The organism is Lacticaseibacillus yichunensis (genome assembly GCF_003946405.1).
Lineage (GTDB): Bacteria > Bacillota > Bacilli > Lactobacillales > Lactobacillaceae > Lacticaseibacillus > Lacticaseibacillus yichunensis.
In genome coordinates, this window is record NZ_RHOG01000026.1 from 21,022 (window position 1) to 40,569 (window position 19,548).

Genomic DNA, 19,548 nt, shown 5'->3' on the forward strand with positions numbered 1-19,548 from the left:
AATGCTCCTCTCAACGCTTTTTTGTGTAAAACCCCTAATGAACGACTTAACCTTTGAGCGATCCGATCAGCACGCCTTTTACGAAGAAGCGCTGAAGGAATGGATAAATGAGAATGACTGGCAGCGACGACACGATCATCACCCCGTACTTGATGATCGCAGCAAGCTCGGCGCGCTGTTTCATCAGCTCGGCCGTGGATGCCGTCACCCCGCCGCCAGTGGATGCGCCTTGTTGCATATCCTGAAGGACCAGGATCTGGCGCAGGACCATCTGCAGTGGATACAGGCTCTTGTCTTGCAAGTAGACCAACGCCCCAAAATACCCGTTCCACATGCCAACGCCATAGAACAAGGCCATGACGGCGATGATTGGGGCGGACAGCGGAATCACGATACGGAAGAAGATCTGGAAATCAGACGCGCCGTCGATCTTGGCCGCTTCCTGCATTTCCCAGGGAATATTGGACTGGAAAAAGGCGCGGGTGACCACGATGTTATACACGGACACGGCCCCTGGAATGATGATCGCCCACACGGTGTTCAGCATGCCCAACGCCTTGATCAACAAGTAACTCGGAATCAAGCCGCCAGACAGGAACATCGTGATCAGCATGAAAATGGTGAACCATTTTTTCCCGGAAAAGTCTGGGCGGCTGATCGCATACGCGCAGGGGATGGTCATCACCAAGGAAACAATCGTGCCGGCGACGGTATAAAAGATGGTCATGCCGTAGCCACGCCAGATGTCCTTATAATCCATGATGACGTTGTAGCCCCGCATGGTAAAGCCCTTGGGCCAAAGCCACATCTGGCCTGAGTTCACGGCGGTCGGGTCGGAGACTGAGGCACTGATGATGTAGATCAACGGGTAAATGACGATCAAAACGGCTAACGCGATGAAGATATACAGAAAGATCTTGAAGATCTTATCCGCCTTGGTGTCTTTGACAAGCGTTGTGTTCATAACTGTGCCTCCTTTCTACCAAAGACTCGTTTCGGAAACTTTGCGGGCCAGCTGGTTGACGGCGATGAGTAAGACCGCGTTGATCAATGAGTTGAACAGGCCGACTGCCGCCGCGTAGCTATACGCCCCGTTGATCAGCCCCTGCTGATAAACGAAGGTCGCGATCACGTTGGAAGAGGACAGATTCAGCGGATTTTGCAACAGCAAGATCTTTTCATACCCCATCGAAAACAGGGAGCCGACGTTCATGATCAACAGAATGACCATTGTTGGCACGATGGCTGGCAAATTGATGTGCCAGATCCGCTGGAGCTTGGTTGCGCCATCGACGATCGCCGCTTCGTGCAGCGCCGGGTCGACCCCAGCGAGTGCGGCGAGGTAGATGACGGAACCCCAGCCGGTGCCTTGCCAAACGCCGGACAACACATACACGGTCTTGAACCAGCGCGGATCGCTCATGAACGCGATCGGCTTCATGCCCAGCAGGCCCAAGCCGTGGTTGATGATCCCGGTCGAAGGATCCAGGAAGGCGATCAGCATGCCGCCCATGACCACGACGGAAATGAAGTTTGGTGCGTAGGTGATGGTCTGGGAGAATTTTTTCCAGAAGCCATCCTTCATTTCGTTGAGGGCCAGGGCCAAGATGATTGGTAGCGGGAAGCCCACGATCAGGCCATAGATCTGAATGCCCAGGGTGTTGCGAATGAGGTCCCAGAAGTAATAGGAATTAAAAAATTGGCTGAAATACTTGAACCCCACCCATGGCGAGGCCCAGATGCCCAGGGACGGCATGTAGTTCTTGAAGGCAATGATCACCCCGTACATCGGGAAATAGGAAAAGACTAAGATACAGAGAAATGCCGGTAGTATGAGGACATAGAGCTGCCAGTTCTCTTTGAGCCGTTTGACAGAAAAGAGCCTCTTTGACTTTTTGACCCCACCCTTTGGCGGCAACTCGAGCGTTTCAGCAGGAGAAATTGCAGCCATGCGATCAACCCCTTTTCATAAATTATTTTTTGATCAGTGCAATGCCTTGTGTCAGTTTTTGGCGCAGGCCACCTGGCAAAAATAGCAGGCCGTCTTTGATCACCAGGTCGGCTTCCGCGTAGCCGAGCAGGTGGGCGGCGCTGATCGTATCCGCCAGGCCCAGCGCCTTGAGGTCGATCGCTTGCTGCGGGACCTTGCGCTGTGGAAATAGGAAGTAATGCGTCTGGTTCTGCGTGATGTAAAGGCGCTGGGCCTGCGCGTTTTCGACAAGGGCATCTGCCACGCCGCGGGTGCCGTAGATGCCTTGGCCGTTGATTGCGAGCCAGCCGCCAAGTTGCTTAAGCAGCCGCACCCCTTCGCGCGGCAGGGTGCCATCTGGCTTTGGCCCGATGCCTAAGACGATGTTGCCGCCCAGCGTGACAACTTTGAGAATATCGTCAATGATCTCATTGATCGATTTATAATCCCCATGCGGCACATACCCCCAGTCGTGGCTCAGCGGAATGTTGCTTTCCCACGGCATCGTGGGACGCGTGGCCAAGGTCGGAATCGCGCGCTCGGGGGTGACGTAATTCTCGTAGCGGCCGCCGAGCGTGCGATCAACAATCAGAATATCGGGCTGCGCCTCGCGAATTTTCGGCATCAAGGTGTCAAAGTCGAGCGGCTCCCGGTCGGTGTTGACCCAGCCCGCATCCAGCCACAACATGCCAAGCGGGCCGTAATTGCGCGCGATCTCCAGCAGCTGGGCATGGACAAAATCGACAAATCGTTGCCAACGCGCCGGATCGTCCTTGGGGTCATAATCGGCGCCGCGCCCCTTTGGCTTGTCATCGTGGCGCCAATAATCGTCATGGTGCCAGTCCGCCTTGGAGTAATAAGCGCCGGGCGTGATGCCGGCCGCCCGCATCGCCTCGGCGTAAGCCTTGAACAGATCGGCATATTTCCCGGTGGCATACGGCATGCCAGGCGCGGTGACCTTATAGTCGCTTTCCTGGGTGTCGTAAAGCGTGAAGCCGTCGTGATGCTTGGTGGTCAAAATGGTGTAGCGGATGCCCGCTTCCTTAAACAGGTTGGCCCAGGCGGCCGGGTCATAGTTTTCCGGATCGAACTGCTTGGCAAGCCCCCAGTAGTCATGCTTGAGCTGCTTCATATTCGGCCGAAACGGATGCTTGCCGCGCGCCCATGTGTCTTCGTCGGACAATTGCCACGACTCGACGATGCCCGCAACGGCATACAAGCCCCAATGCATCAATAACCCGATCTTTTGATCTTGGAACCAATCCCAGCGCTTTTGCAGCGTGGGAAATTCTGGATAATCCGCGAAGTCGGCTTCAGTCCAGTCCGCTGTTTTGGCGGTCTCAATGTCGGCTCGCGGGGTCGTTTCTTCAGTCATTGTGTGCCCCCTTTCGCCTCCGACTATAACCCGGGAAATTAAGCGCTTTCAATATGTGAGATTTTCAAGTATGTGGTTCTTATGGTTCGCTTGTGACAATTTGCCGCGCGGGGTATAGTCAAAAATGTAAACGGTTACCTATATAACGGAAGTAAAATTTTAAATTGGAGTTGAGGGTATGAATGAACTGATGGCCTACCTGGATGACGGGAAAGAATGGACGATCGATCAGCTTGAGATCGACAAGCTTGACTGCATCAATTACGCCTTCGCCAAGATCGACGGGTTGAACTTGACGCGCGAACTCAAAAAGATACACCTCGTGAACCAAGTGAAGGCGACGCGCCCCGAACTGAAAACCTGCATTAGTATCGGCGGCTGGACGGCGGATGGCTTTTCCGATGCGGTGCAGACGGACGAGACCCGGACGACTTTTTCGAAAAATATTATCCACTACATGCGCCGGTATGATTTTGATGGAGTCGATCTGGATTGGGAATATCCCGGCATGGACACCGCGGGGATCAAGGCGACGCCGGACGATGCCGCGCATTTTTTGGCCTTTGTCAAAGAACTGCGCCGCCAGCTGGATGAAGCGGGGACCCAAGATGCGCGGGAATATCGCCTGACGGTAGCAGTCGGTGCGGCCCCTGCGCTGCTAGAGACGATGAGTCCGGATGGCGCGTTTGATTATGTGCAGTATTGCGACTACATCAATCTGATGACCTATGACATGCGCGGCAGCTGGACGCATTTAGCCAGCCACCACAGCAATCTGCTGGGTTATACCGCACCAAACGGGACCCTGTCGGCGCAGGAAAGTGTCAATTACATGCTGGCCAAAGGGGTGCCGGCTGAAAAATTGGTGCTCGGGTCCGCGTTTTACAGTCGCAATTGGACCGGGTTTCCGGCAGGCACCGCGGCGCCACTGGCCACGCCGGCGGAGAGCCTCGGCGATCACACCAGCAACTACAATGAGCTCGCGCCACTACTTGCGGCCCATCCGGAAAACGTGTATTGGGATGAGGAGGCCAAGGCCCCGTATTATTTTGACGGCCAACGCTTTTCTTCCTATGATGATGCCCGCTCCATGGCGGCCAAGGCGCAATACGTGGTCGTCCATGGCTTGCGCGGCCTGATGTTTTGGGAATCCTCATTGGATCTGACCGGCACGTTGGTCGATGCGGCGGCAGCAGTCTTTGCCGCCGCGCGGTAGAAAGGAGGCGCTGGGATGCGCAAACGAACGAAACTTTTGGCCTTACTATTGGTCGCGCTCTTTATGGGCCTGGGATTGGTCTACACCTTCGCCGATCGCGAGGTGGTGGTCCAAGGCATGACAGACGCCCAGGCGACGCAGGCCCGGCGCCAGGCCAGGCAGGTCTTGGTGAAAAATATCGATGCGGTCAACGCCGGCAGCGTTTCTGAGTATCTGGAGACGGTGCCGCCCAGCAAACGCACCGAAACCGCGGCCCAAATGACAAAGGCCCTGGCCAAGCGCGATGCGACGCTGAAACTGCAGGAATTCAAAGTGCAAAAGCAGACGCGCACCTCGCTGATGGCGAAGGTCGATCAACTGCAGACCACCACCAAAACAGGCAAGAAACAGATTCTTGAATCGACAATTGAATTCGTCAATCAGGACGGGGCTTGGTACATTAAAAAATCGTTGCTGGTCAATCTCATTAAGGCGAACTGATACGGAGTGGGACAACTGTCGCTTTTGGCCCACGACACTGCTGTCACTGAAAGGAAGGCCGAATTCAGTTGCATTCTATTGTCTCGACTTTTTGTCAAAATAAAAGGAGTTCACTCATGGTCACGATCAATATTGATGCTTTACCGCAAGACTTGCGCACAGGCGCCACCGAATTAGCGGATGAAATCGGGTTTCAGATCGGTGAGACCGGGCTGGCCATTACGGCGACCTCGGCCCAGACGCTGACGGTTCAGCTGACTAACGGGCAGGCCGCGATCGGCTACCCCTTCCGCGCCGCCTTTTTCCGCGGGCTGAACGCCTTGGTGCAAGCTGCACGCACCGGGGCCGACCTGACGCTTGACGAAACGCCGCAGTTCACGACGACGGGCCTGATGGTCGATATGTCGCGCAACGCCGCGTTGTCGCTGGGCGGGCTGAAAAAGATGATCCGCCTGTCCGCCAAGCTTGGGCTCAATTCATCGCTGCTTTATATGGAAGATGTTTACGAGGTCAAAGCCTATCCGTACTGGGGTTACCAGCGGGGCCGCCTGTCGCAGACCGAGTTAAAGGCCGCCGATGACTATGCGGATGCGCTGGGCGTTGAGCTGATTCCCTGCATTCAAACACTGGGTCATTTGCTCAACCCGATGCGCTGGCCGTTCATGAATCAGATGATCGACATGCCGGGCATCCTGCTGGTCGGCGAGGACAAGACGTACGATTTTTTGGCCACCATTTTGAAAAACGCCATGGCGCCGTTTCGCACGAAGAAGATCCACATCGGCATGGATGAGGCCCATGCGCTGGGCCGTGGCCGCTATCAGGATCAACATGGCCCTGTCGATCAGACCACGATCATGCTCGAGCATGTGAATCGGGTGATCGCTCTCACGGAAAAAATGGGGCTTGAGCCGATCATGTGGAGCGATATGTGGTTCAATGCCGCCGGGTATGGCTACGGCGATCCAAAAACTGTTTTCCCGGCGAAGGTCAAAGATCAGATTCCAAACGTCAATTTGATGTACTGGGATTATTACAACAATTCCCAGGAAAACTATGAAACGGTTTTCCGCCTGCACCAGCAGCTGGGCGTGCCGGTCAGCTTTGCCACCGGCGTTTGGACGTGGAACGGCTTGGCCCCGAATTACGGCAAGACCATGCAGACCATGAAGGCTGGCATGACCGCCGCGAAAAATGTGGGGCTGGATACGGTCTATGCGACGATGTGGGGCGACGACGGCGGGGAAACACCATTTACCGCAGGCGCGCTGGGCATTCAGTATTTTGCGGAACAAATCTATCACCAAGCGGCGCCGGGCGCAGCCGCTTTGGCCACGGCCTTTGCAACCTATCAGCAAAAAACGGCGGCCACCTACCTGCTCCTGGATCAATTCGATCAGTTGCCAGAATTGACGGCCGGCAATCCGGATGCCACGAATCCCAGCAAGGTCGTGCTTTACGAAGACTTACTGCATCCGCTTTTTGCCAAAAATCTGGCCAATGTGGACCTGCTTGGACACTACACCCAATTGGCGGCGTCCTTGGCGGCGGCCTCGACGACCCCAGATGATGACGACCTGATCGCGTTTTACCGCGCCTTGGCGCAGGTGCTGGCGACGAAGGTGGCGGTGATGGATCAGATTCGGCAAACCTATGAAGCTGGAAACAAAGCGGCGATGCGGGTTGTCTTAGCCCGCCTGCCAGAATTGGCCGCCCAGTACCGCACACTGCAGCAGGCCCACCGCGCCGTTTGGTTCAACATCAACTCGCCGTTTGGTTGGGAAGTGATGGATGTGCGGTATGGCGGCCTGATTCTCAGTTGCGAGACAGCGGCTTGGCGGCTTCAGCAGTGGTGCGACGGCCAGGCAGCCCAATTGGCCGAGCTGGACGAGCCGCAATTATTGTTAGGTCAGCCAACCGCAAGCTCAGTCGGCCGCGGGTTGTACGCCGATACGGTCACCGTCAGCAAGCTTTCCGGGGTCTGATCGCTGGCGCGAAAAATCGCGACAAAATTTTTGCGAGGCTCTAAGTTGACACTGAAAAGGTTTCCACAGTAAAATGGTTTATGACCTCATCTCAGTGGCGGAAACCGGATATATAGACCACTGAACTGGTTATCGATTAATCTAAATGTTATCAATAAATAATGTCTGATGTGTTTGAGGGGAAAGGGGCGCACAAAATGCATACGACTGAGCCGCGTGGTATTGTCAAATTTTCGTTGAATCTGGGGACCATTCTGCTGTTTGCAATCAAGGTGCAAGTGCTTTTTCTCGCGTACACGCTTCGCGGGGCAATCGTCGCCGGGCTGTTTCCAGCGCTGGCCAGTGCCGTGAAGATTCTGCTTCGGCGCTTTGAAGCAGGGGGCAAACCAATGACCCATTTCACGGGGCCCACTGCGACGTTCAAGGCGCTGAATACGGAATTCGGCGGCTTTTGGCGCGCCTCCTTCAAAGAGGCCAACGCGCTGTTGTACCTGGATTTTGGGGTGCTCGCCGTGCTGTGGCTGGACCTTGGCGTCAATCGCGTTTTGATCAAATCCGCCCCGCTTCAATATGGGCTGATCGTGCTCCTTGTGATGGCGATGATCTACACACTGTATATTTTGACGATCTACGGGCGCTATGAGCTGCATTTTTGGCAGTATTTTCGCCAGGCCTTCGTGATCTCGATCGCGCATTTCAGTGACACGCTTGCGATTCTCGTTGGGACCGTCGTGGCGACCGCGCTATTGACGCTGTTTCCCGCGCTTTCGCTGGTGGCCTTGGTGCCCCTGTATCTGACGCCGATGGTTTGGTTCTCGCTGCATGCGTGCCAGTATGTTGAGACCGTGATCGGGAGTGCCGCTCATGAAAATGTCTAAGCATTTGCCCCAATGGCAGCCAAAAAAGCTGATGACGATGTACTGGGCCTTTCTCGTCGCGGCTTTTTTGCTACCGGTGATTCTACTGACCATCAACTGGGTCGTCACTGAAACGCGGCGCCAGCAAAATGCAGTGGTTACCGCCCAGGACCGCGCCTTGAATCAGGTGGCAGGCAATCTGGATAACAATATGGCCCATTTGATCACCGCAGCCCATCAGATCGCGCTGGACCCCAGTTTTGCGAAGATTCCGCAAAACGTGACGGATTATCAGGCGATTCAGGATGCGCTGGGGCGCTATAACCTGTCGTCCAGCCTGATCGACCAGACCTGGGTCAACGTGTTTCGCACGCCGGGGACGCTGTACACGGTCAAGGGTACCTATAGCCTGGACGACGCGGCCGCGAAATACGGCCTGATGCCCACCAATTTGTCGAGCCGGCAAAAACAGGCGATGATGCGCGACGCCAATCCCGAATTGTTTATCACACCGGCGCTTGCGGAAGGCCAACAGGATCAAATGACCCTGATGGTGCCGCTGATGCCGATGTCGGGCGAGCAAAAAGGGGTCGTGTATTTTTCCCTGAATCCCGTCGACATTCACGACATTTTGACCAGTGGGACCTCCAGTGACAGTCAGGTGATCGGCCTGACAGTTAACGACCGGACGCTCCAGCTCTCTAGCCCCACGCTCGCGGAGACGCCGCTGAAGGGCCTGCTCGGGCAAAAATACCAGCAGACCTACCGCTTGGCGGATGGCCATCAGCTCAGCGTGCACCGCAAGGCCAGCAGTACCGGCCTGTTTGAGGTGGTCTCGTATACCTTGCCGCCGTCCTTGTGGGTGCCATTGCGCGGCTTTTTCATCCATTACCTGTGGCTGTTTGGCATTCTGCTGACCGGCGGCCTCGTGCTGATCTCATTTTTCGCCAAACGCCAATACGCCGTGATCTCGGGACTGGAAAAGATCCTGCCGACCCCAGGCTTCAATGGCGATGGTGCAGGCGATGCGACTGAGGAAAAACGGCTCCAGCTGGCGATCGAGAATTACATCAACAATCACCAAAGCCTGATCTCGGCCTCAAAGGCGCAACTGCCCTTTGTCCGCAATCAGATTCTGCAATTGATCTTGAACGGGCGGGTGACGGATCCAGAAGTCGTGGGCCGCTTCTTGAAAACAGGTGCGATCGCCCTGCCATATCCGCATTTTGTTGTCGCGCTGGCGGATCAACCCGCCGAGTGGAACAGCAAAGGCGACGAACCGCTGGCGGGGACTAACTTCACCGCCTTGTTCATGCATCGTGTCAGTGAGGCGCAGGTGGTGGTCTTGCTGAATTTTGCCAGCGGCGAGGATCCGGTGGCGCTGCTGGACGAGATCCGGGACCGCACCCCGTTTGTCCATGCCAAAACGGCGCTGTTTATCAGTCGCACGATCGACCAACTGGCGGATCTGCATGAAGCCTATATCGAAGTGGTTTCCATGCAAGTCACCGCGCGGCCGGCCGAAGGGGACAATGTGCGCTACACCGCGACGGCCGATGTGACAGCCAATGCGGAGAACCCGTTTGATTTCAATAACGAACTGAAGCTGGATAACAGCCTGCTCCAGGGTCATTTTGAACCGGCACGTGAGGCGTTTGAGGTGCTGTTCAATTTGGCGAGCCAAAGTTATGACCCGCAGGACCGGTTCGACATCGGCATTTCCAACCTGATCTCCCGGGTGCTCAAGGCCGATTATGAAAAACACGCAGAGGTCAATGAAACCCTGGTGCATTCCCTGCGCACGATCTCGTCGTTGAGCCAGTTGCACGGAATTCTGCTGACGGCGATCAAAGACATTACCTCTGCCTCGACAGCCGATTCCGGCGCGTCGAGCGCCGAGGAGGATGTGGCTAGCCAGCTGAAACAGTATGTGACTGATCACGCTTGTTCGCCGACCTTGTCGCTGGTCGATGTGGCGGATCATTTTGGCTTTTCGGTGCCGTACACCAGCCGCTACATCAAGGAGATCACCGGTAAGACGTTCACGGCCTTCGTCACGGAACACCGACTGCTCAGCATTCAGCGCGCCTTGATCACCACCACGGCGCCGATCAAATCGATCATTGAGCAAAATGGGTACTACGATGTGGCCAACTTTACTCGCAAATTCAAGAAGATGACCGGGGTGACACCGGGCGAGTATCGCCGCATGCATAATGCCGCGGATCGCGTGGCCCAAAGCAGCTGATCATGCCGGATTGTTTCTTGTGAAACATAACACCTAGCTAGCAAAAATAGCGCGCCGCTACCTGTGCTTTTGCACAAGTGACGACGCGCTATTTATTAGGGAGAAACGGGTGCCTATCAACTGAGGATGCGGCCGCTTAGGGAGGCGGGACGCACCCTGTAGTCGGGCTCCAGCTCGCATGGTGGAAACATCTAGGCGTCTCAAGCACTCGGTGGCAAGGGACACCACCAAGCACTTGAGCCGACCTAGCTGTTCCACCATCCCGCGAGCTTCCGCACCCTGTAGTCGGGCTCCGGTGCGCATGGTTGAGACAACTTGGTACGCCAAGCACTCGGTGGCAAGAAGCACCACCAAGCGCTTGGCTAGCCTACCTGCTCGACCATAAGCGCGCACCTCCGCACCCTGTAGTCGGGCTCCAGCTCGCATGGTGGAAACATCTAGGCGTCTCAAGCACTCGGTGGCAGGGGACACCACCAAGCACTTGAGCCGACCTAGCTGTTCCACCATCCCGCGAGCTTCCGCACCCTATAGTCGGGCTCCGCGGGGCAGGGGTGAGTCATCTAACTGGTCCCGTCACTCGGGGCGAGGTGCGCCCCAAGCGCCAGGCCCAAGTTAGCTGCTCACCCCTAAACGCCCCGCTTCGCACCCTGTAGTCGGGCTCCAGCTCGCATGGTCGGGACGTCTAGCTGTCTCGTGTACTCGAGGCGAAGGGCGCCTCAAGCACCCGAGCCAAGCTACCCGCCCGACCATCCCGCGAGCTTCCGCACCCTAGGCGTTTTTTGATTCAAATGCGTTTTCGATTGCGGCGAGGGAGACTTCAGATGTTGAGGTAAAGTTCAGGTCCGCTTCGTGCAGGATCTTTGGATCGCCGATGCCGACGGAAAATTCACCGGCCGCGTTGATCGCCTGAATGCCGGCGACGGCGTCTTCCAGCCCGACTGCTTCGCTTGGCTTGATGCCGACTAATTCGGCGCCTTTCACGAAGATCTCCGGATCGGGCTTGCCGTGGCTCAGTGTGGCGGGGTCGACCATCGCATCAAAATAGTCGGCTAGGCCAAGGCGGGCGAGAATCGTCGGGGCGTTTTTCGAGGCAGAGGCCAAGGCGAGTTTGTAATCCGCCGCCTTGAGCGCCTCGAGAAAGGCCTGCATGCCTGGCAAAATATCGGCCGGGGTCATGTTCGCCAGCAGCCCGACATACTCGTTGTTTTTCTCCGTGGCAAGCGCCTCTTTTTCGGCCGGGGTGAAATCATTTTCCCGGTGGCCATGGCGCAAGATCACTTCCAGGGACTCCATGCGGCTGATGCCTTTCAGTGCCTCATTGACTGTTGGATCGATCGTGATGCCGATGCGTGCGGCGCAAGCTTTCCACGCCTGATAATGATATTGGGCGGTGTCGGTGATCACACCGTCGAGGTCAAAGACAAAACCTTTGAGCATTTGTTTCTCCTTTCTATTTTGCCCGCCAAGCTGCTGGTAAGGCGACGTTCAGCGGTGTTTCCTGCAGCGTGGTCTCCTTGCCATACAACGTCAGGGGCGTCGGCTTGGTGGCGGTCAGGGTGACGGTCTCTGCGGTCACCTTTACCTGAATGTTCGCGCCGCGATAGTTGATGCGGAACTGATAACCTTGCCAGCTGGCCGGCAGCCCCGGATTCAGGATCAGTTCCGGGCCGTCTGAGCGCAGGCCGCCGAAGCCATACACGATGTTCAACCAGGCCGCCGCGATGGAGGTCGTGTGGAGGCCATCGCGGGTGTTGCGATTGAAGTTGTCCAGATCCATGCGCGTGGCAAAGCCAAAGAAGTTGATCGCGTCATCGAACTTGTGCAATTCCTGCGCCAAGATCGAGTGAATGGAAGGGGACAGCGAGGATTCGTGGATGGTCCGCGGGGTGTAGTAATCGTAGTTGAGCCGCTTGGACCGCGCCGTGAAGTCTTGGTTATAAAGAAACTGGAACATCAGGACATCCGGCTGTTTGATCATGTCGTTGCGGAACAGGCGGTCATAGGACCAGTGATCGTACAGCGGAAAATCAGTGACCGGAATCTTGTCGACATCGATGTGTGGCAAATCATAAAACCCCTGTTGTTGCTCGATCATGCCGTTGGTGTCGCCGAGAAAGACCATGTGATCGCTGGCGTCTTGGAAGTCGGTGAGCTCCTCATCGGAAACACCGGTTTTTGCCACCAGGTCGGCATAGGCTGCCGGATCTGTTTTTGCCAGGCGCTGGGCGGTCTCAATGGTGAATTCAAAAGTCTTGAGCGCCATGTAATTCGTGTAGGCGTTGTGGTTCGTCATCACTTGGAACTCATCGGGCCCCATCACGCCATAGAAGCTGAATTCATGCTTGCGGTTCCAGGCGCCGCGCGAGTACAGGAAGCGCGAGATCTCGACCAGCATCTCGATGCCATGGGTGTTGAGAAACGCCGTGTCATCGCTGAGGTGCGCATAATGCCAGATCGCGTAGGCAACTGCAGTGCTGGGCTGCAATTGGGTGTTGGCGTGCTGCCACAGAGACGTGGATTCGTCGCCGTTGATCGTGGAGATCGGGTAGCTGGCCCCTTCGCAATCCACCATTTTCGCCCGGCGCTTGGCCGCATCCAGGGTCGAGTAGCGGAACTCGACCAGATTTTTCGCCGCCTTGAGGTCGTTGAACAGGTAAAATGGCAGGCACATCGTTTCCGTGTCCCAGAAGGCGAGGCCGCCATATGCCTCGCCGGTCAGGCCCTTGGCGCCGATGTTGTTGGTCGGGTCCTGGCCATGATAGGTCTGGGCCATTTGAAAAATACAGTAGCGGATGCCTTGTTGGTCAGCGACATCGCCTTCGATCTGAATGTCATTTTTCGCCCAAAAATCATCCCAGTACCCGGTCTGCGTTTTCAGCGCCGTCGCATAGTCGGCCTGGGCCGCGCTGGTGGTAAGGCCGCGCTGCCAGATCGCGTCGTTGGCGACCGCTTCGTCTTTTTCAACGATATTCGTGACCTGTTTGGTGAAGGTAAGCGGCTCGTTGGCGGTCAGTGGCAGTTCATAGGCGGTGCCGACAACGCGCGTCTGGTCAAGTGGTGTGCTGGTCGTCGGCGTGGCGCCGGTGAAGCTGACCTTGGCGAGGGTGAAGACACGCTTGCGGGAGGTGCGGGTCTTGCCCAAAATGCCAAATGCCGTCAGCTCATTGAAGTCGCGCACATCTTCCCAGTGTGGATCGGGATCGGCGCCATGGCGGGTGTCAAAATCGACGCGCGAGGTCAGCGTCGCACTGCCGGAAAAATTCAGCGGCGTGAGGGTGACTTGCTGATAGGCGCTGCTGGCATCGACCATGGAAATGAAGCGGGTAAAGGTCAGCTGGACTTGGCGACCGTCTGCCAGCTCCCAAACGAAGCTGCGGGTCAACACGCCGTTGCGCAGGTCGAGCTGGCGGGTGAAGTCGCTGACCGTCGCCTGGTGCAGATCGAGGCGCTCGCCATCGATCTCAAGGCTCATGGCCAGCCAGTTATCCGCATTGACCATAAAGTGGCCGCGTTTTTGAATCCCGGCGTACTGAATGCTCGGGTCCTCTGCGCCGTATTCATAGACACCGTTGAAGTAACTGCCGATCAGCGAATCGCCTGTGTAGTCTTCGTCAAAAAAGCCGCGTGCCCCGCTGTATTCATTGGCGAGTGAAAAAATCGACTCCGCCACGCGGCCATGTTTTGGATCAAAACCGGCTTCACTGACGGTCCAGGGATCGACGGTGAAGTAGCGGTCTGCAATTTTTGCCATCCTAGTTTTCCTCCACTTCGGGTTGTTCTTGTCCTGCTTTGATCGTGACGCTGTAATGCCGGCCGTGATAGCCGACGTGAAAACGCATCGCGCGCCACTGCGGCGGGAGCTGGTTCTTGAATTCAAGCTGCCCATCGCGCACCTGCATCCCGGCAAAGCCGCGCATCGCGACCAGCCAGGCGCCCCCATTTGCGGCGGGGTGGGTGCCGCCGATGTAGATCGACCCAGCCCAGTGTTTGGACTGCCCGGTCAGATCCACCGTTGCCGTTTTGACGAAAAAGTCGTGGGCGGCGTCCCCCAGCCCAAGCCGCGCCGCTTCGATCGCGTACATACTCCAGCTGAGCGAGGAGCCATGCTCGGTGCGCGGCTCATAGTAGGCATAATTTTGCTGGTGGGTTTCAGGGGAATAGTCTTGCGGGAAAAGCGCGAGCATCATCATCACATCGGCCTGCTTGATCACCTGTGTCTGCGAGGCTACGCCATACGCGCCGCCCCAATATTCACGCGGATCCAGCAGCCGGCTGCGCACGGCCTCGACCGTGGTGTCTTCGAGGCCAAAATAACCGTCGAATTGGGCGATCACGCCGTCTTTGACCAGCGGCTGTTTCAACTTCGGCAGGCTGGCCGCGATCAATTGTGGCAAGGCGGCGTAATGAAGCTGGTCGAGCATTGTCTTGAGGGCGGTCGGGGCCTGTTTTTGCAGCCAAGCGATCACCGCAAGCGCCGCGCGCCAGGTCTCCTCGATGATCTTGTTGGTGTAGGCGTTGTTGTTGACGCGTTCGTGGTATTCGTCCGGCCCGATGACGTCATCGCAAACGATCGTGTCATCCAGCAGGCCCTGTTTGACGTAATCCAGGTAAAAACGGGCACATTCCAGAATCACTTCGGCGCCGCCGGACAACAGCAGTTTCGGATCGTTCAGCCACTGGGCAGTCTGCCAGATCGACAGCGCGATCGCCCCGGAAATGTGGACCTGTTTGTCCCGAAAATACGTCCGCATCGGCCGCTTTGTGAATACATCGGTGACATTGAAATCGGAGGTGGCGTCAAAGCCATTCTCCTGGCTTTCCCAGGCGTAAAACGCGCCTTGGAAACCGTAACTAGCCGCTTTTTGCTTCGCCGCTTGCAGCCCGCGGATCCGGTAGCCCACCAAACTGCGGGCCGTTTCGGCATCCGTCGCCAGGAAAAATGGCAACATGAACATTTCCGTGTCCCAGAAAATGGCGCCTTTGTAGGTTTGCCCGGACAGGCCGCGCGCGGGAATCGACTGATCCGCAACGCCATGCGGGGCGATCGCAAGCAGCTGATAGAGGCTGTAGCGCAGGGCCCGCTGATCATCGACCGGGCCGTCGATCGCGATATCGCTTTGCGCCCACCACTTGGCCCAAACGGCTTCATGCGCCGCCTGCCACGTGGCGAAATCACTGGCCTTTACCCCGCGCATCGCCAGGGCAATCGCGTTGTCGTCGCGCTCAGTCTCGCTGACGCCGAAAAAGACGGTCAGGGTGACCGGCACGTTTGCCGTCAGGTGTAGCTGATAATTGCGGAACAAGCCGGTCGTGGCGCGCTCGATGCTGGATTCAGCCGGCGCATCCAGGAATTGCTTCTGCCAAACGGCGATCGGGACACATTTTTCCCCGGTCCGGGCGAAGACGCAGAACGTGTCATCTTGGACGGTCTGGGCGTAGTGGAATAAATGCGGCCCGTTGATGTCCCACACATCGTGATCGATGCCGGCGCGCAAGGTGAAGTCCCCGGCAAAATCCGCCTCGACGTGATATTGCAGCGCGCCGTAATGCGTGGCGGCGGCGCTCAAGAAGCGCTCGCTGGTGATCGTCACGGTACCTTCAGGGGCTTGGAAAACTGTGTGGCGGCTCACCTTGGCATGCTGGCAATCCAGGGTCATCGTGTGCGTCAGCGGGGATTGTTTGAGCACGCTGAAGGCCTGATCGCCGCGCGTCAGGGTGATCGCCATTGGGTCCGGGGCGTTGACGGTCTCACGCCATTTGTCGCCATTGCGGTCATACACGCCGCCGAGGTTCAAGGCGACCAGTTGTTTTTTGCCATACTCTTCAAGGACGCCGCGGTAGCCCATATAGCCGTTGGCGAGCATGAACCGGTTGCCCAAGCCATTGAGATCCTCGGGGTCGTAACCGGTCTGTGTAAATAGCCAATCCGAATTCATTGTCTCCTCCTAGTTAGGTTCATGCAGCCCGTACTGCATTTGGCTCAACGCGCGCGACGATCTGTTTGAAGATCAGGGACTGCAGCCAGATGCAAACGCCGAAGCCCAGGAACGTGAACCAAAAGATCAACGTCCAAATGCCAACGCTCCCGGCCATCAATAAGATCAGTGGAAAAACAGACGCAAGCACCAATAGCGCGCACCAGCCGACGTGATGCAGCAAAATGATCAGCAGATTGTGCGTCGCGTGGCCGATCGTTTCGGTGTATCGACTGAGATACGGCGGCAGCATGCTCAAGATCGCCAAGGCAAAAATGGCAAGGACGATCAAGAGATTGCCGAACACGAGATGCAGCACGACCGGCAACTTGATCAGATATTTCAGGTCAAAGAACAAAACAAGCAGTACCGCCGCCACGATCAGGCTCCAGGCAACACCTTGCTTCAGATTGGCCTTGAAATAGTGCCAGTAATCATGGATGACCTTGGTCTCCTGATTATCGTAAATGCGCGCCATCACGGCATTGCCAGCCATGAGCGAGGCCCCGATCGTCACAACTGGCAAGCTGGTGAGCAGCATGCAGAAGTGCAGGAGCCAGACGTTGGTGACATTTTCCAGAAGCCGCATGAAAGAGCTGTTGTATGAAAGAATCTGTTTCATGATTGATCTCCTATTTGAAAAGGGTGCGGAGCGGGGTGTTGCCTTTACCTTGCAAAAAGGCGAGGCGGGTTCAAAACAAAAATGTTTTGTCCACAGCCTCGCCAGTCTGTCCGCTTTACAGCAGTATTGGTTTACTTATTGATGGTCTTTTCGTAGCGGTCATAAGCCGTCTTTTGAATCTTGACAAAGTCCTTGAGACCCATCTGATTCAGCTTGGAAATGTAGCCATCCCATTCCTTATCAACGCCGCCCTTGGTGACCCACTTCGAGGACATCTGGGTGACATAGCTGCTGATATCGGTGTATTGCTGGGACGTGGTCTGCAGTTCTTCAGGCGAGAAGGTGACATTCGGGAAGGCCGGACGCGCATATTGCTTGTATTGCGCATCGAGCTGAAGCTTGGTGTAATCCCCGTTGTCCTTTGGCAGGATGACTTTCTTGTCAAATGAAGGATCGGAGTACTTCGGCCCAAAGTCGCGGAAGGAGTTGGTCCAGGCAAAAATATCACTGGATTGGCCCTTTGGCGGGGTGAGGACTTGGATGTCGCCGTTGTCGAGTTTCTTGGTCCCAACGCCGAACGAACCGTAGTAGGTCTGAATTGTGGCATCGTTGGTGTAGTACTTGTCGGCCCACTTCATCAGCTTGTCGACGTTCTTGGCATGCGTGGTCACAAGGAACTCATTGCGAGAATAGTTCCAGTGATCTGGATCTGAGTTGACGTAGCGGTTGCCATCAGGGCCTTTCAGCGGCGGCAATGCGACATACTGACTCGCGTTGGCACCGAAGATCGCATCTGCGGTCCAGCCGGCTGCAACCCCAACGATCGCGGTCTTGGCCTGAACCTTGGCTTGCGCCTGAGAAACATCTTCCGTGAAGATCTGTGGATCGATCAAACCGTTCTTATAAGCAGAGGCCATCCAGGAGATACCCTCTTTGTAGTTATCCGTGGTCGGCTGATAAACAGGGGTGTCGCCATCCATGACCATGTTTTGCGCAGAGGTGTTTGGTGAAGTGATGCCAAATGGCTGGATGAAGTTCAAGATCGCGTCATCGTTGCCGGCGCCATAAGGAATCTCGTCTTTTTTGCCGTTGCCGTTTGGATCGTCGTTCTTAAACGCGGTCAGGACTTTGATGAAGTCTTGATACGTGTCAGGCATCTTGAGGCCGAGCTTATCAAGCCAGGTCTTGTTGATGAACAGCTGGTTGGTGATCGTTGGCCGCATCGGGGACTTCTTTGGCAGGCTGTAGATATGGCCATCAGGTGAGGTGACCATGGCCTTCAAAGCCGGATCCTTTTCAAAAGCCTTCTTCAGATTCGGCATATCCTTGTCGATGTAATCTTCAAGTGCGATGAAGCTGTCCTGGTTCTTCGCAACTTCCGCGTCAGTCAAGCAGATATCGCCCCAGAAAGCATCGGGCAGATCACCGCCGGACATGACAACGGACTTCTTGTCGCCCCAGTCGGAGTTCAAATAAGTATTCCATTTAACCTTGATCTTCGAGTCCTTTTCCGTCTTGGCGACGAAGCCCTTCAGGAAGTCGTTCCCCCAATCGGACCAACGGACTGTGGCAATCGTATATGATGGCGTACCGGAAGTGGTCGTTTTGTCAGCGGATTTGTTGCCACAAGCGGCAAGCATGAGCACACTGGCAGCGGCCAAAAGACCGGCACTGAGCAATTTCTTACTCAATTTCATGACTGTATTTCCTCCCCTAATTGAAATTCCCTAATTACCCTTTAACTGAACCTAACATAACGCCCTGGTTGAAGTATTTCTGCAAAAATGGATACAGTGCCATGATCGGCAAGGTGGAGATCACGATCGATGCGTATTTCATCATGTCTGACAACTGTTGAAGCTCGGCTGCCAGCTGCCCGGTGGTGTTGCCGGCCAGTTGCTGATTGGAGATCAAGATGCGCCGCAAGATGAGCTGCAATGGCTGCAGGTTCTCGTTTTGCAAATAGATCAACGCGTTGAACCACTGATTCCAGATCCCAACGGCCGTCCATAACCCGATGACCGCAAGCACCGCCTTAGACAACGGTAACACGATACGCGCAAAATAGCGGAAGGTTCCTGAACCATCCAACTGGGCCGCTTCCCAGAGACTGTCAGGAATGCTGGACTGGAAGAACGTTCGCGCCACGATGATGTTGTAAGGTGAGACAGCGAACGGAATGATCATGACCCAGAAGTTGTTGACCAAGCCAACACTTTTGACGGTCAAATAGATCGGGACCAACCCGCCGCTGATGAACATCGGAATGACGTAAAACACGTTCAACCATTTACGCCCGCTCAGATCTTTGCGAGACAGTGCGTAGCCGGCTGGAATGTTGACCAGCAGGCCGAACAAGGTGCCAATCGCCGTGTACAAAATGGTGTTGAGATAACTGCGCCAAATGATCGGTTGTTCAAACAGCGCGTTGTACCCTTTAAACGTCCATTGCCGCGGCCAGAACCAGACCTCACCGTTCGCCACATCAGCAGGATTACTGAACGACGCAATGATGATGAACCAGAGCGGGTAGATGATCGCGAGAATCATGAGTGCAGCGACAACGTAGATGATGATCTGAAAGGCCAAGTCTTTGCCGGCCGGTTTGACGTGCATGTGTTTTTCTCGCGGCTTTTTAGAAAGCGACATTGCCATTTTTCCCCCTCCTTATCAAAATAGTGTCGTATCTGTGGTCTTTTTCGAGATCCAGTTGACTGCCAGCAGTAAGATCACGTTGATGACGGCCTGGATTATTCACCTCGGTATTTGGGACATGAAATCGCATCTGGCCGGTCTGAAAGCAACGTTTGGAGCGTTGCGA

The 19,548-nt window shown here is 55.8% G+C and carries 15 protein-coding genes; 5 read left to right on the forward strand and 10 right to left on the reverse strand.

Annotated elements, in window-relative coordinates; translation table 11 throughout:
- Nucleotides 1-46: 46 nt before the first annotated feature.
- The 3 genes from EKM95_RS08550 to EKM95_RS08560 are packed head-to-tail and all read right to left on the reverse strand — an operon-like array spanning nt 47 to nt 3,344.
- Entirely contained in the window at nt 47-964 is a 918-nt protein-coding gene (locus EKM95_RS08550) for a carbohydrate ABC transporter permease (protein ID WP_125697489.1), read from the reverse strand.
- A 15-nt stretch (nt 965-979) separates the two neighbouring features.
- Nucleotides 980-1,951, reverse strand: a complete 972-nt coding sequence (locus EKM95_RS08555; protein WP_125697491.1) for an ABC transporter permease — start codon at nt 1,949-1,951, stop codon at nt 980-982.
- A 22-nt stretch (nt 1,952-1,973) separates the two neighbouring features.
- Nucleotides 1,974-3,344 carry an alpha-L-fucosidase gene (locus tag EKM95_RS08560; protein ID WP_125697493.1) on the reverse strand — a complete coding sequence of 457 codons (1,371 nt, stop codon included), beginning with the start codon at nt 3,342-3,344 and terminating at the stop codon, nt 1,974-1,976.
- A 178-nt stretch (nt 3,345-3,522) separates the two neighbouring features.
- On the opposite strand from EKM95_RS08560, the gene EKM95_RS08565 reads away from it, so the two are divergent.
- The 5 genes from EKM95_RS08565 (at nt 3,523) to EKM95_RS08585 (ending at nt 10,130) form a co-directional block, all read left to right on the forward strand.
- Nucleotides 3,523-4,560, forward strand: coding sequence for a glycoside hydrolase family 18 protein (locus EKM95_RS08565; protein WP_125697495.1), 1,038 nt, complete (start codon nt 3,523-3,525; stop codon nt 4,558-4,560).
- A 15-nt stretch (nt 4,561-4,575) separates the two neighbouring features.
- Nucleotides 4,576-5,040, forward strand: coding sequence for a hypothetical protein (locus EKM95_RS08570; protein ID WP_125697497.1), 465 nt, complete (start codon nt 4,576-4,578; stop codon nt 5,038-5,040).
- Nucleotides 5,041-5,156: 116 nt separating this feature from the next.
- Nucleotides 5,157-7,025, forward strand: a complete 1,869-nt coding sequence (locus tag EKM95_RS08575; RefSeq protein ID WP_125697499.1) for a beta-N-acetylhexosaminidase — start codon at nt 5,157-5,159, stop codon at nt 7,023-7,025.
- A 197-nt stretch (nt 7,026-7,222) separates the two neighbouring features.
- On the forward strand, nt 7,223-7,903 hold the full coding sequence (locus EKM95_RS08580) for a hypothetical protein (protein WP_125697501.1): 681 nt from the start codon (nt 7,223-7,225) through the stop codon (nt 7,901-7,903).
- Entirely contained in the window at nt 7,890-10,130 is a 2,241-nt protein-coding gene (locus tag EKM95_RS08585; RefSeq protein ID WP_125697503.1) for a helix-turn-helix domain-containing protein, read from the forward strand. The genes EKM95_RS08580 and EKM95_RS08585 overlap by 14 nt, the downstream gene beginning before the upstream one ends.
- Before the next feature lie 768 nt (nt 10,131-10,898).
- Here EKM95_RS08585 and pgmB read toward each other — a convergent pair.
- From pgmB to EKM95_RS11845, 7 genes are all read right to left on the reverse strand, one after another.
- Complete coding sequence (gene pgmB, locus EKM95_RS08590) at nt 10,899-11,567, reverse strand: beta-phosphoglucomutase (RefSeq protein WP_125697505.1); 669 nt, start codon at nt 11,565-11,567, stop codon at nt 10,899-10,901.
- A gap of 13 nt (nt 11,568-11,580) precedes the next feature.
- Nucleotides 11,581-13,881, reverse strand: a complete 2,301-nt coding sequence (locus EKM95_RS08595; RefSeq protein WP_125697507.1) for a glycoside hydrolase family 65 protein — start codon at nt 13,879-13,881, stop codon at nt 11,581-11,583.
- A 1-nt stretch (nt 13,882) separates the two neighbouring features.
- Nucleotides 13,883-16,066 (reverse strand): glycosyl hydrolase family 65 protein, encoded by a 2,184-nt coding sequence (locus EKM95_RS08600; RefSeq protein WP_125697509.1) that lies wholly within the window; start codon nt 16,064-16,066, stop codon nt 13,883-13,885.
- A gap of 19 nt (nt 16,067-16,085) precedes the next feature.
- Nucleotides 16,086-16,727 carry a YesL family protein gene (locus EKM95_RS08605; protein WP_125697511.1) on the reverse strand — a complete coding sequence of 214 codons (642 nt, stop codon included), beginning with the start codon at nt 16,725-16,727 and terminating at the stop codon, nt 16,086-16,088.
- A gap of 131 nt (nt 16,728-16,858) precedes the next feature.
- Nucleotides 16,859-18,424 carry a type 2 periplasmic-binding domain-containing protein gene (locus EKM95_RS08610; protein ID WP_125697513.1) on the reverse strand — a complete coding sequence of 522 codons (1,566 nt, stop codon included), beginning with the start codon at nt 18,422-18,424 and terminating at the stop codon, nt 16,859-16,861.
- Between the two features lie 34 nt (nt 18,425-18,458).
- Entirely contained in the window at nt 18,459-19,343 is an 885-nt protein-coding gene (locus EKM95_RS08615; protein ID WP_125697517.1) for a carbohydrate ABC transporter permease, read from the reverse strand.
- A 19-nt stretch (nt 19,344-19,362) separates the two neighbouring features.
- Nucleotides 19,363-19,548, reverse strand: a 186-nt coding sequence (locus tag EKM95_RS11845) for a hypothetical protein (RefSeq protein WP_225423261.1), incomplete at its 5' end; no start/stop codon positions are given.